At 41.2% G+C, this 12,876-nt stretch carries 11 protein-coding genes and 1 pseudogene; 5 read left to right on the forward strand and 7 right to left on the reverse strand.

Annotated elements, in window-relative coordinates; translation table 11 throughout:
• Positions 1 to 364 precede the first annotated feature (364 nt).
• Positions 365 to 892, forward strand: coding sequence for an SH3 domain-containing protein (locus AACW45_RS07945; protein ID WP_190543509.1), 528 nt, complete (start codon positions 365 to 367; stop codon positions 890 to 892).
• Between the two features lie 64 nt (positions 893 to 956).
• On the opposite strand, the gene AACW45_RS07950 is transcribed toward AACW45_RS07945, so the two are convergent.
• Complete coding sequence (locus tag AACW45_RS07950) at positions 957 to 1,481, reverse strand: hypothetical protein (protein ID WP_190543512.1); 525 nt, start codon at positions 1,479 to 1,481, stop codon at positions 957 to 959.
• A 543-nt stretch (positions 1,482 to 2,024) separates the two neighbouring features.
• On the opposite strand from AACW45_RS07950, the gene AACW45_RS07955 reads away from it, so the two are divergent.
• Positions 2,025 to 2,918 (forward strand): cation diffusion facilitator family transporter, encoded by an 894-nt coding sequence (locus tag AACW45_RS07955; RefSeq protein ID WP_190632504.1) that lies wholly within the window; start codon positions 2,025 to 2,027, stop codon positions 2,916 to 2,918.
• A 123-nt stretch (positions 2,919 to 3,041) separates the two neighbouring features.
• Here the strand turns inward: AACW45_RS07955 and AACW45_RS07960 are convergent, their stop codons facing one another.
• Together AACW45_RS07960 and AACW45_RS07965 are read right to left on the reverse strand one after the other, a co-directional pair.
• Positions 3,042 to 4,922: an ABC transporter ATP-binding protein gene (locus AACW45_RS07960; protein WP_190543518.1), complete on the reverse strand. Its 1,881-nt coding sequence runs from the start codon at positions 4,920 to 4,922 to the stop codon at positions 3,042 to 3,044.
• A gap of 372 nt (positions 4,923 to 5,294) precedes the next feature.
• Positions 5,295 to 5,852, reverse strand: a complete 558-nt coding sequence (locus AACW45_RS07965; RefSeq protein WP_190543521.1) for a single-stranded DNA-binding protein — start codon at positions 5,850 to 5,852, stop codon at positions 5,295 to 5,297.
• A 385-nt stretch (positions 5,853 to 6,237) separates the two neighbouring features.
• On the opposite strand from AACW45_RS07965, the gene AACW45_RS07970 reads away from it, so the two are divergent.
• Positions 6,238 to 6,417, forward strand: coding sequence for a hypothetical protein (locus AACW45_RS07970; RefSeq protein ID WP_190692805.1), 180 nt, complete (start codon positions 6,238 to 6,240; stop codon positions 6,415 to 6,417).
• Positions 6,418 to 6,713: 296 nt separating this feature from the next.
• Here AACW45_RS07970 and AACW45_RS07975 read toward each other — a convergent pair whose 3' ends face one another.
• A complete protein-coding gene (locus AACW45_RS07975; protein WP_190632506.1) occupies positions 6,714 to 7,955 on the reverse strand; it encodes an FAD-dependent oxidoreductase in 1,242 nt (413 codons plus the stop codon).
• Positions 7,956 to 8,309: 354 nt separating this feature from the next.
• Here AACW45_RS07975 and AACW45_RS38390 point away from each other — a divergent pair.
• Together AACW45_RS38390 and AACW45_RS38395 are read left to right on the forward strand one after the other, a co-directional pair.
• Positions 8,310 to 8,786: pseudogene (locus tag AACW45_RS38390) on the forward strand (ABC transporter ATP-binding protein); the annotation flags it as partial.
• A 291-nt stretch (positions 8,787 to 9,077) separates the two neighbouring features.
• Positions 9,078 to 9,479, forward strand: coding sequence for a TOBE domain-containing protein (locus tag AACW45_RS38395; protein ID WP_445223250.1), 402 nt, complete (start codon positions 9,078 to 9,080; stop codon positions 9,477 to 9,479).
• 496 nt (positions 9,480 to 9,975) lie between these two features.
• On the opposite strand, the gene AACW45_RS07985 is transcribed toward AACW45_RS38395, so the two are convergent.
• The 3 genes from AACW45_RS07985 to trpE are packed head-to-tail and all read right to left on the reverse strand — an operon-like array spanning position 9,976 to position 12,732.
• Positions 9,976 to 10,224 carry a hypothetical protein gene (locus AACW45_RS07985; protein ID WP_190632508.1) on the reverse strand — a complete coding sequence of 83 codons (249 nt, stop codon included), beginning with the start codon at positions 10,222 to 10,224 and terminating at the stop codon, positions 9,976 to 9,978.
• A 54-nt stretch (positions 10,225 to 10,278) separates the two neighbouring features.
• The gene (locus tag AACW45_RS07990; protein WP_190632509.1) at positions 10,279 to 11,199 is read right to left on the reverse strand and encodes a hypothetical protein; all 921 of its coding nucleotides are present in this window, start codon (positions 11,197 to 11,199) and stop codon (positions 10,279 to 10,281) included.
• A gap of 21 nt (positions 11,200 to 11,220) precedes the next feature.
• Complete coding sequence (gene trpE / locus AACW45_RS07995; protein ID WP_190632510.1) at positions 11,221 to 12,732, reverse strand: anthranilate synthase component I; 1,512 nt, start codon at positions 12,730 to 12,732, stop codon at positions 11,221 to 11,223.
• Between the last annotated feature and the right edge of the window lie 144 nt (positions 12,733 to 12,876).

Here is a 12,876-nt window from a genome sequence, read left to right on the forward strand (position 1 = left end):
TGCATAATTCCTATAAAAAACAGGAATAATTCTTTCAAGAATTAGAAATTAAAAAATAAGCAACTTACCTCTGCTTCAGAATTTAGTAATTACGAATTACTAATTACGAATTACGAATTATTTACTCACTAGCCAAAACGGCTGGATATCTTGATAGTTGAATACTCTTAATAAAAATTGAAAAAAATTATTCAAAATATAAATTTTTTCAAAAAATATATGATTTATACTTAGTTTTTAAAATAAATTTATAGTAGATATTATGCTTGATTTAAGCAGAAATTTATGAGTTAAAATATGAGTTATAAATAAGACATCAATGTTGATATTGGTGTCCTAATATTGACATATCTTAGAAAAAAACATGAATAATCAACTATTGAAAATATCTACCGGATTAGCACTTATATGTGCCAGTGTAACTATCAACACAGGTATAGCCAATCAAATGGTATTAGCAAAAACAAAAACTCCTACCAAGTGTAATATTTATGCTTATGTTGATGTCTCATCTGGGCAAGCTTTAAATGTGCGTACAGGCCCAAGTATGCAAAATAAAATTTTAGGACAAGTGCCTGTAAACGAAACTGTTAATGTAATTGCAGTTGTTTCAAATTGGGCAAGAATTACTAATGCTAGTGCTGGTTATAAAGGTACTGGTTGGGTGTCTTTACCAAAGTTAGGTTTATCGACAACAGGCTATGGTACTAAAGGTGTGAGGCTTTATGCCAAAACTAATCAAAATAGCCAAGTAATCCTGCGAGTTCCCTCTAGTACAAGTGTGAATTTATTAGGCTGTCAAGGAGGCTGGGCGCTAATAGAATATAAAGGCATTAAAGGTTGGTTAACTAGAGAAGATCAATGTGGCGCAGCACTAACTACTTGTTCTTAATTAATAAACTAGAGGGGTAAAGAAAACATTCGACTATTGACTATTGACTATTGACTATTGACTATTAACTAACAGCTTCTTGTTTCTCTTTGATTGTTCGCCTTCCCCAAGGTTTGATAACTGAAATTCCAATGATGACAACAAGACAAAGAAATTGAATTACAGATCCAATCAAAACTCCTCTAGTATCAAAAGAATAGATTGAATTTTTAAACGCTTGCAATCCTTCTTGCGCCGAAATAATTTCTGCTGTATTTCCCCAAGGATATAGCCAGAATGTGCCAAATATAATCAATCCAGTTGTTAAAATCCACTTGACAATCACCCAGTAGAATTTGGTAAATCCATAATTTGTTGTCCAGCAAAGAAACGTTGCTGTGATAACTGCACCCATCGCTGAGGGAATTACAATATAATCATCCAGTAAATTAATTGCTGAGTTAATTGCATAGAGAGCATCCCCCTTATTAGCTTGCATATTCCTTAGTGATAAAAGAAACATACTTAAGACAGTTCCTGTCCAAAGTGCGGCGAAACTAACATGTGCAGACAGCAACCAGTTTTTCTGTTTGATACTCAGTTTTGGCATTTTTTCTCCTAAATTTATATTTCCAAATCTTTTAATGAGTGGGACATTTGATAACAAGATTGATTACTCAGAGAGATAGTTAATGCTTTAACTATTCTAGGAAGTTCATCTCGCTACAAGCTGGAATCTCAACAACAATATTCTCAAACTTTGTGCGCTCAATCAAATTTTTGGCAGAGTTTCGGCTTAAAGAAGGGGAAATCTTAAATGTTAAAGGTAAAAACCTTTACTCCTTCTTAAGGTAGTTATGTTTATCGCCATTAGTCTAATTAGAAGTCACAAAAGTATAAATTTACGCGAATCTCCGCAAAGTCAGAGAAATTAAAAATTAAATTGTTGATATTAATTGGCTATAAGTCAGAAACGAAATACTAATAAATCCTCAGCTTTGACAAACTGTTAATTAGAAATAATCTCAATAAATAAATTAAAAAAATTTAGTCTGTAGAGAGATGTATCTTTTAATCAAAAATAGTTTGATACACATTAATTACAATTTGAGTTTTAATGAAACAACGTAGAACTTGATGTTAAAAATAATTTATGACCTACGATAACCGCGCGGTGGTACGCAAGGTTCTAATTATCACCTTATTATTAAACCTGTTTGTCATGGCATTAAAAGCTTTTGTCGGCTACACAACAGGTTCTCTCAGCTTGCTAGCTGATGCTTTGCACAGCGTTACAGATAGCGCTAACAATGTTTTAGGATTAGTTACTAGTAAATTTTCTTCACCTCATCCCGATCGCGAACATCCTTACGGACACCAAAAATTTGAAGCTGTGGGTGCTTTGGGAATTTCTGCATTTTTAGGCATAGCTTGTTTTGAAATTCTCCAAGGTGCAATTGAACGCATTATTAAAGGTGGCGCACCTGTGAAAATTTCCACAGCAGAATTATGGTTATTACTAATTGTGTTGGGCGTAAATATTTTTGTAACATTTTACGAACGCAATGTAGGAAGGCGAGTAAATAGCCCGATTTTGATTGCTGATGCGACACATACCATGAGTGATGTCTGGGTAACCATTACCGTCATGGGTGGCTTAGTTGGGGTATCGCTAGGTTATCAATGGTTAGATATAATTTTAGCTTTTCCTGTAGCTGTGTTGGTGTTTTGGAGTGGTTGGTCAGTATTAAAAGATAACTTACCTTCATTAGTTGATGAAATGGCGATCGCGCCAGAAGCCATTCATGCGATCGCTCTTTCTGTACCAGGGGTAATTAACTGTCATGATATTGCTTCGCGCGGAGTTCTCGGTCGCCAAGTCTTTATCGAAATGCATCTAATAGTCGCTGCTGCTGACGTAGACACCGCCCACCGCATCACCGAAGAAGTAGAAAGACAACTCGAAGAACGTTTCCGCCCGGTGCGCGTTCTCATTCACGTAGAACCGCCAGCTTATCAATCTGAGGCGATTACGTTTGAGAAGTAGTTATTGGGCATGGGGCATTGGGCATGGGGCATCCTTTCGACTTCGCTCAAGGCTCGTGGGCATTGGGCAAGAGAGACGCGATGAATCGCGTCTGTACAATTGTCTCCTCTGCCCCTCTGCCTCCTAAGAAGCTAGGCGATTCCGCCGCCGTTCCGGGCTACCTGTGGGAATGGCGGCGATGAGTTTTTGGGTGTATTCTTCTTTGGGTTCGCGGTAGATGCTTTCGGCGGTACCTTCTTCGACTATTTGACCGCGATTCATGACTAAAATGCGATCGCTCATAAATTTGACGACGCTTAAGTCATGGGAAATGAAAATATAAGTCAGTTGAAAATCTGATTGCAATTCTTTCAGCAGATTTAATACTTGCGCTTGTACTGATACATCTAATGCGGAAACCGATTCATCGCAAATGATAAATTTGGGATTTAATGCTAGAGAACGGGCAATGCAAATTCGTTGACGCTGACCGCCGGAAAATTGATGGGGATAGCGGTTAATTGCATCTGCACTCAATCCCACCCGTTCTAACAGTTCAACTACCCGTTCTCGCCGTTGTGGCTTGGTTTTTCCGACAGAGTGAATTACCAAGGGTTCCATAATGGCGTCCCCTACTTTCATTCTCGGATCGAGGGCGCTAAAGGGATTTTGAAATACTATTTGCATTTCCCGGCGGAGTTTTTGCAAGGGTTCGCCTTTGAGTTGGGTGATATTTTGTCCCTCGAAAATAATTTCACCACCCATCGGTTCTATTAACCGTAATATGGTTCTTCCCAAAGTCGTTTTACCACAACCAGATTCACCGACTAATCCCACTGTTTCCCCTGGTTTAACATCAAAGGAAACGTTATTTACTGCCATATTGTAGCGTTTTGTCCCGCCAAATACACCTTTAACAGGAAAGCCAACTTTGAGATTGCGGACTTGTAGCAGAGGTGGTTTTTCGTTGAGTTCAGCTAATCTGGTAACTATCTCTTCTCTGGTAACTTCTAGCGGTGCTAAGGGTACTTTCTCTTGAATTACTAATTCTCCTGTAGATGTTTCCTCTGCATTCATGTAGTCAGAAACTGTCAAGAGTTTTTGCGGATGGCGCGTCAATGTAGGACGGCAAGCAACTAAACCTTTAGTATAGGGATGCTGGGGATTGCTGAAAATTTCTGTCGCGGTATTATATTCAACAATTTTGCCACGATACATCACCGCGACTTTATCCGCAATTTCGGAAATTAATCCTAAATCGTGGGTGATGAAAATCATGGACATGTCCCGGCTTTGCTGCAATTCTGCCATTAATTCCAAAATTGTCGCTTGTACGGTGACATCTAAAGCTGTAGTTGGTTCGTCAGCAATTAATAATAATGGATTGCAGGAAATTGCCATTGCAATCATTACTCTCTGTAACTGTCCTCCAGAAAGTTCGTGAGGGTAGCGTTCTAAAATAGATTGCTTATGCTGTTCTACCAATTCGCCTAGTTTACGTCCCTCTGGCTTGGGGTATTGGGAATTAGTTTGACTCCAAGTATCAAGATATTGCTGTGCTATTTGCTCGTCACTGGGGAGAAGTTTCACTTCTTGCAAACCTGCGATCGCAATTTCTCGCGCTTCTTTTTCTGAGACTTTTTGATGTCGCAGAATTGCTTCTGTTAGCTGAAAGCCAATGTTATAAACCGGATTGAGTGAACTCATCGGTTCTTGGAAAATCATCGCGATGTCACCGCCGCGATAAAGCTGCATTTCTTGGGGCGGTAACTCTACTAAATTAATTGCTGGTGCATTTTCCTGGGCGTGAAACAAAATTTCCCCGCCACTGATTCTCCCCGGATTCTGCAACAAACCCATGATGGCTAGGGATGTGACTGATTTACCACTTCCCGACTCGCCAACTATTCCTAAAGTTTCTCCTCGATTGAGTTGAAAGGAAATTCCATCAACGGCTTTGAGGGTGTTACCATCACCGGAAAATTCAACTTGGAGATTACGAACCTCTAGGATAGTTGCTGTCATGGAAGTTAGTTATAAGTTTTGCCAATAGTTATTTGGAGTTTAACAGTGATTTTAAGCGATCGGTTCTCAATTACAAAACAATCAATAAAAATATTAGTTATGCTCAGATATCCAACTTCTTCAGGGCTACTGCTGGCAAATAATAGCGATACAAACAGTGTTCTTGCTTACCCGACATATCGCCCGCAGGCTGGAAGCCTGGGGCTATTGTTACAAAGCCCACCTGCGTGGGCTGAATTCTTTAGCCCACAAAGGTGGGCTTTGTGCGATTAGCCGCACCCTTCTAGGGTGACGGCGATTTGTTGGTTAAGCGATAGATCTTACCCCTGATTCGTCGCCTGTATCTCTCAACAAGTCGAGGATTTAGCAAGTCTAAAAGGGAATGTCATCAATATTTGGTTCTTCTACTGGGGTATAAGTAGTCCGTTCAAAAGTAGCTGGTTGCGGTGCAGGTTCGGGATTGCTGACTCTAGGAGGAACGTTAGCTTTCGGTGTAGCTGGGGCTGGTGCGGGACGAGGTGATTCGTAATTAGCCGCAGTTGTTTGGGGTGGAGTTGAGGCGACAGGGGCGCTAGCTGGGGGGCGAGAGTAAGTTTCTGTGACTGGTGGTGTGTGCAGATTGAAACTACCACCGATGTTTTGAATTTGCTGTACTGTCAATTCAGCGCGTTTTTCTTTAAATCCTTCAGGACGATCGATAGTATTCATCCCTAATCTTCCTACCAAAATAACGCGATCGCCTTGATGATAGTTTTGCTGAATTTCCGTTGCTAAGTTACCCCAACCGACTACTTTCAATGTCGCTGGTGCATCTTCTGCTTTTTGGGAATTGGGAAATTGCACCAACATCTCCGTTACCGCCAATTGATCTGGCGTATAGCGTAGTTGTGGTTCTTGGATGATTTCCGCCATTAAAACGCAGCTATTCATTAAAATCCTCCTGATAATCGAACTTGCTGAATGAGAAGCGATACCAATTCAAAATTCAAAATTCAAAATTCAAAATTACAAAAGCCTTGTAGGAAAAATGTTTTTGAGTTTAGATCTAAATTTTGACGCTTGGTTTCAAGTTTTGCTGTTTAGCGTTAATTACTATCTATATATTGTTAACCTTGGCATTTTTTAATATACATTCTTTATATTTAGACAGTTTTAGCATAAAAGCCAAGCGATGGATGCTAACGCACCCTTCGCCTGACTAGAGCAAGCATTGAATTCTACAACTGAGTAGTATAATTGTACCATTATAGTTATGGAATGAGGCAAGAATTATTTTTGAGAATTGGGGATTGGAGATTGTGGGGATAACGGAGATGTGGGAGACACAATTTTTGGTGAGGTGAGGCTGACGGTTGAGCCTTTGAGGGTGAAGGTTGCAGCTTTGAGCTTGAATGTTGCGGTTTTTATCTGGAAATTTGCAGGTTTGAGCTTGAACGTTGCGGTTTTTATCTGGAAATTTGCAGGTTTGAGCTTGAACGTTGCGGCTTTTATCTGAAAATGTGCAGCTTTGAGCTTGAATGTTGCGGCTTTTATCTGGGAATTTGCAGGTTTGAGCTTGAACGTTGCGGCTTTTATCTGGAAATGTGCAGCTTTGAGCTTGAATGTTGCGCTTTTGAGCCTGAAATTTTGACCTTTTGTCCGACAATTTCACAAATATACCAATTCCGTTGTCGTAAAGGGCGGGGAAACCCCACCCCTACGAATGATGCCCCATGCCCAATGCCCAATGCCCCATGCCCAATGCCCCATGCCCAATGCCCCATGCCCAATGCCCAATGCCCCATGCCCAAATTAAATTTGCACGTGAACTGGGAACAAACCCAAACCAATTAATCGCGCGGGGAAGTCGCGCAGGATGGGTAAGCGGAGGAAGGCTGGCGGTTGAAAAGTCTCATCGGATGTGAGTATGCGGGTGAATATTTGTTTTTGGATGAAGGTTTGAAATGCTTGGATGATTCTTGTAGGTAATTCTCTTTGGTTTTGGACTTTTGCTAAATCTTTGAGTTGTAAATTTTGATTTTTTAGGGGTTTGGTAATAGCATTTGCTGCAACAACTGCATCCTGAATGGCGTAGTTAATCCCCACACCACCCACGGGGGACATGACATGGGCTGCATCGCCAATCAGTAGCAATCCGGGACGATACCAACGCTTAACGCGGCTGGATTCTACGGAAAGAAAAGCTACTTGTGACCAATCATGTAAATTAGAGATGCGATTCCCTAATTCTGGTACAACTTCGACTACAGATTTTTTTAACTCCTCTAAACCCGCAGTGCGTAGTTGTTGATAGCCGCCTTTAGGGATAACATAGGCAATTTGCCATTCTTCACCTCGATCCAGCATCACGAGAATGTGTCCTTTGGCAATTCTTCCCATTCCCCCTTCTGCATCTTCTGGGTGACGGGGGAGACGGAACCACAGCACATCCATTGATGGGGAAGTTTCCACAGACTCAAAACTACCCAGTTGTCTTAACTTGGAATGGCGTCCATCTGCACCTACAGTCAGTTTTGAGCGAATTTCATGCCAACCACCCCCTCCCCGATAGCGTACACCCGCAACCACGCCATCTTGAATAATTAATTCTTGAACATTCGCCCCCATAATTAACTGAAAACTGGGGTATTTTTGCGCTTCCTGGGTGATAAATTCCAGAAATTTCACTTGGGGAAGCATAGTGATGTATGGGTAATTGGTTTTTATATGGCTAAAATCTGCCAAAGTCACGCTATCTTCAGCAGTTTGAATCCGCAATTGGCGAATTTTACTATGGGGGAGTGCCAACAAGCGATCGCTCAAACCCAATTCCGCCATAATCTCCATTACAGATGGGTGAATGGTGTCACCGCGAAAATCGCGATCGAAGTCTTTATGTGCTTCCAACAGCATCACCGGAATCCCTTGACGGGCTAATAATAACGCCAATACAGCCCCAGCCGGGCCACCACCGACAATACAACAATCAGTGGTTTGGACATCTATAATGTCATGAATATCATGGGCAGGATTTTCAGATAAAGAGTTAGTCATAAGCTGACCTTCAGAAAGTCCTAAAATTAACGTTAGTTTGCTTTTATGGCTACGAGCTACTTTTTTAACTTTTCGTATTTAGTTGTCAGTTGTCATTTGCTAGAGACGCGATTAATCGCGTCTGTACAATTGCCTAATGCCCCATGCCCAATGCCCCATGCCCAATAAGAATCATTAAAACTCGTGTCTCAAGTTGTATTAGAAAATATTTATAAAAGTTTCCCCCCGCGTAAAGGGGAAAGTATTGCCGAGCCAACCTCAACGGCTTTATCCTCTGGTAAGAAAACTGATGCACAGCGAGAACGTGCAGATAATATTAATGTCCTGCGGCGAATTAACCTCACTATCGCTGATGGGGAGTTTATGGTATTGGTGGGGCCTTCTGGTTGTGGTAAAAGTACCCTGCTGCGGTTAATTGCCGGTTTAGAAACGATGACGGGCGGTAATATTTGGGTAGGCGATCGCTTAGTGAACGATTTACCACCCAAGGAACGCGACATCGCAATGGTGTTTCAAAATTACGCCCTTTATCCCCACATGTCAGTGTATGACAATATCGCCTTTGGACTGCGGCGTCGTTTTGACAGTAGAGAAAGAGAAGATGCAGAAATTGCCAATTCTTCCCGGTTTCCTATCTCCACATCTACTTTATCAACCTTGGCAGAAAATTTATTTGTCGGGATAACGCGATCGCTACCGAAAGGACTGCGTTACATTTCTCACAAGGAACGGGAAGTAGATCGGCGGGTGCGGAATGTGGCGCAGTTGTTGCAAATTGAAACTTTGCTGAATCGTTTACCTAAGCAGCTTTCGGGGGGACAAAGACAAAGGGTAGCTTTAGGAAGAGCGATCGCCCGCAATCCCCAAGTATTCTTAATGGATGAGCCGTTGTCGAATTTAGACGCGAAATTACGTGCAGAAACCCGCGCCCAAATTGTCAAATTACAGCGCCAATTAGGAACAACGACAATTTACGTCACCCACGATCAAACCGAAGCGATGACAATGGGCGATCGCATTGCGATTATGAATCAAGGACAAATTCAGCAAGTTGCTTCGCCTTTAGAACTTTATAATCGTCCAGCCAATCGCTTTGTCGCTGAATTTATTGGTTCACCACCAATGAATTTTATTCCTGTAGAATTTCATGCACCTTTATTAATTACCCATTCTCAATTTCGTCTCACTCTCCCACAAATTTGGGAAAGCGCCTTACAAAAATATGATGGACAAACTTTAATTTTAGGTGTGCGTCCAGAACATTTTATTGTCAGCGTACCTGCCACAAAAAATCTCCCCGTTTTAGTAGATTTAGTTGAAAATTTAGGTAACGATAGCTTTATCAGCGCCAGACTTGGCGAAGCCTGTTTTGCTGAAAATAATACGAGTGATTATCTACAAGTAAGAGTTCCGCCAGAACGATCAGTAAATATAGGCGATCAACTTTGGTTATCACTCATTCCCGAAAAAATTCACTTTTTTGATCCGATGACAGATTTAGCAATATTTCCTCATGCGGAATAAAAGTTATAGCTGTTGACGGTTGACGGTTGACGGTTGACGGTTGACGGTTGACGGTTGAAAGACTTTTATTGCCAGGATTTTATCTCAATACAGTTCAGTTAGCGCCAAAAACCTTACGCTGCGTAGGTTGGGTTGAGGAACGTAGACGCGGAGCGGCTTCCCGTAGGGTAACCCAACATTTTCAAGGGTTTGTTGGGTTTTACTTCGTTCAAACGCCAGTTGCTACAACGAGGGGAACCCCCGCAACGCACTGGCTCCCCAACCTACAATTATCCTTAACTGAACCTTATTGGATTTTATCTTAGTTTGATATCCTAATCTATCTGGCTACGGCTATATCGGCGATTAACAAGTAATTTATTTTAGAGAATTCAGTATTTATTTACTGAATTTAGGACTTACGCAATAAGTCTCTGAAACTCTTAGTTCTCTGTGTACTCTGTGTCCTCTGTGGTTTAATTTTTTGTAACTTTTGCGTAAGTCATATGAATTATTTTTACAAAAATCTTTCTATTAATTCTTGTGGTGATAATTGCAGCAATAAAGGAGTAAATTCTTCCGGTGATAATAATGATAGAGGTTCAATAATCTTGGTTAAATCATCATTTAAAACACCAAACCTAATACGCAATAAATTTTCTATAACTCGACGACGTTCTACATTTACGCCTTGCTGAATACCTGCTTGAATTCCAGCTTGTTTAGATTCTGCTAATTTTTGTTCATAAATAGGAGATAAGCGCATAATTAACTCTCTATCTTCTTGATCTATATTTTGCGTAAGTCCTATGAATTCTTGTCACAAAAATCTATCTATTAATTCTTGTGGTGACAATTGCAGTAATAAAGGAGTAAATTCTTCCGGTGATAATAATGATAAAGGTTCAATAATCCTGGTTAAATCATCACTTAAAGCACCAAACCTAATGCGCAGTAAATTTTCTATAACTCGACGGCGTTCTGCGTTTACGCCTTGCTGAATTCCGGCTTGAATTCCTTCTTGAATTCCGGCTTGTTTAGATTCTGCTAATTTTTGTTCGTAAATAGGAGATAAGCGCATAATTAACTCTCTATCTTCTTGGTCGATATTTTGATTAACTTCCAATGTAGTCTTTAAATTTAATAATAAATCGATTGCTCTCGCACGTAAGGGATTTGTTGGCGGAAGTGCTTCTAGTTCATCTATCGCTTGTTGCTGAACTCTTCCTTTACCTAAAATTCTTAACCATAGTGTTTCTTGGGTAACAGGTAATTGATGAATGGCGACAATTGCGGTACGGAAATAATCTCCGAAAAAATGGATTCCTACTCCCCAATTTTCTATATCTAAGCTGGTTCTAAAACCATTCAATATCCCTTCAGAGGCTGTTGGCGACAAAATCCACAATTTAGGTAAATCTGATTCAGCAATTTGCTTTTTCTCTACTTTAGATTGACGCTTTGACTCAGCAAAGATATCAAATAATTTATTTAAACAACTACGAATTTCCGCAATTGTCGCCGCATTTCTAAAGGGTTCAATTAACGCAGGTGTAGCTGCAAGTTTTCCTAGCAGCCCTAATTCTATTGTATCGCTGGTTAATTGGGTTGTCGGTGTGAAATATACGTCTATTTCGCGAATTTCCGCCGCTACTTTTCGACTCGTATCTACTTCCCCTAAGGGTTGTAAGAGTTCTGTCAGATAATCTTTGGCAAACTGATCGTAAAGAAACCTAGTCATTTTCTTCCTAGCATGGTTTGTTTAACGCAAACAACGAATCGCTTCTAACAAACCTCTAGCTTTATTGAGGGTTTCTTCATACTCTTTTTCAGGTTCGGAATCAGCTACCAAACCCGCACCAGCTTGAACGGTGACGGTGCGATCGCGAACTACCATTGTCCGAATGGCGATCGCGCTATTTAATTGTCCTTCAAAGTCATAATAACCATAAACGCCAGAATAAACCCCGCGACGGCTAGGTTCTAATTCGTGGATAATCTCCATCGCCCGAATTTTTGGCGCACCGCTAACTGTTCCCGCCGGAAAACAAGCTTTAAGTAAATCCCATGCTGTTTTATCAGTGGCTAATTTACCTACCACATTACTGACAATATGCATGACATGAGAGTAGCGTTCCACTACCATTAACTCATCAACTCTCACGCTACCGCTTTGGCAAACTCGTCCTAAATCATTCCGCCCTAAGTCCACTAGCATGACATGTTCTGCCACTTCTTTGGGGTCTTGGAGCAAATCTTCTGCTAATGCTGCATCTTCCTTACTAGTTTTCCCTCTAGGGCGCGTTCCCGCAATCGGACGGACTGTAGCGATTGTTTCTCCATCGCGATCGCGTTCGGCTTTTACCATTACTTCTGGACTAGAACCGATAATTTGCCAATCCTGGAAGTTAAAGTAAGCCATGTAAGGCGAAGGATTTATCTGCCGTAGGGAACGGTAAAGGGCGAAGGGGTCGCCTGTATATTCTGTAGATAATCGCTGAGAAATGACGACTTGAAAAATATCGCCTGCTTTGATGTAATCTTTAGCTTTTTGGACGCTAGCGCAAAATTCCGGGCGCGTAAAATTACTGTTATATTCTGTTGCTGCTGCTTTTTTGTTACCAGGAGGAGTCCATGCAAATTGGGTTTTCTCTGGTGATAATGGCAGAGATAACTTATTCAGCATTTGCGTCACGCGATCGCCTGCTTGTTGATAAGCTGCTTGTAAATCCACTTGCGGATCGCGTAAATCAGCATAGGCGATCGCCCAAATTTTCCGCTTCACCTGGTCAAAAATTAACAGGTGATCTACCTGCATCCACAACCCATCAGGTAAATTTCTCTCATCTTGGGGGTAAATGGGTACGCGGGGTTCGATCCAATTAATTAATTCATAACCCCAAAAGCCAAACAACCCGCCAATTCCCGGTGGTAATTGGGGTAATTTAACTGGTTTATAAGGTTCCAGACAATTAGCTAAAGCCGTAAAGGGATCGCCTGCAAAGACTTCCTGAGAACCATCCCGATGTGTTTGGGTTGTCGTCTCACCCCTAGCTTCCAACACCCACAACGGATCGCATCCCAATAAACTATAACGCCCCAGCTTTTCCCCACCTTCTACCGATTCCAACAAAAAGCTGTAAGGCTGACCAGCACAAACCTTATACCAAGCAGATACTGGTGTATCGAGATCTGCTACCCATTCCTGATATACAGGAACAAAGTTACCTTGTGCAGCTAATTGGGAAAATTCAGAAAAATCGGGGAAAATCATAAACTACTGAGGGATTGGGGATTGGAACATTGGGGTATAGGGAATAGGGCATAGAGAACTAAGTATAAAGGATAAACGATTGGGAGAAAATCTTTTCCAACCTCTAACCCCTAGTCCCTAGTCCCTAGTCCCTAGTCCCTAATA

Source organism: Calothrix sp. FACHB-168 (assembly GCF_963889195.1).
Taxonomy (GTDB): domain Bacteria; phylum Cyanobacteriota; class Cyanobacteriia; order Cyanobacteriales; family Nostocaceae; genus Aulosira; species Aulosira anomala_A.

Bases quoted from the DNA above. Each gene is read 5' to 3' on its own strand.
- AACW45_RS07945 (WP_190543509.1), top strand. From the start codon at position 365: ATGAATAATCAACTATTGAAAATATCTACCGGATTAGCACTTATATGT.
- AACW45_RS07950 (WP_190543512.1), bottom strand. From the start codon at position 1,481: ATGCCAAAACTGAGTATCAAACAGAAAAACTGGTTGCTGTCTGCACAT.
- AACW45_RS07955 (WP_190632504.1), top strand. From the start codon at position 2,025: ATGACCTACGATAACCGCGCGGTGGTACGCAAGGTTCTAATTATCACC.
- AACW45_RS07960 (WP_190543518.1), bottom strand. From the start codon at position 4,922: ATGACAGCAACTATCCTAGAGGTTCGTAATCTCCAAGTTGAATTTTCC.
- AACW45_RS07965 (WP_190543521.1), bottom strand. From the start codon at position 5,852: ATGAATAGCTGCGTTTTAATGGCGGAAATCATCCAAGAACCACAACTA.
- AACW45_RS07975 (WP_190632506.1), bottom strand. From the start codon at position 7,955: ATGACTAACTCTTTATCTGAAAATCCTGCCCATGATATTCATGACATT.
- AACW45_RS38395 (WP_445223250.1), top strand. From the start codon at position 9,078: ATGAATTTTATTCCTGTAGAATTTCATGCACCTTTATTAATTACCCAT.
- AACW45_RS07985 (WP_190632508.1), bottom strand. From the start codon at position 10,224: ATGCGCTTATCTCCTATTTATGAACAAAAATTAGCAGAATCTAAACAA.
- AACW45_RS07990 (WP_190632509.1), bottom strand. From the start codon at position 11,199: ATGACTAGGTTTCTTTACGATCAGTTTGCCAAAGATTATCTGACAGAA.
- trpE (WP_190632510.1), bottom strand. From the start codon at position 12,732: ATGATTTTCCCCGATTTTTCTGAATTTTCCCAATTAGCTGCACAAGGT.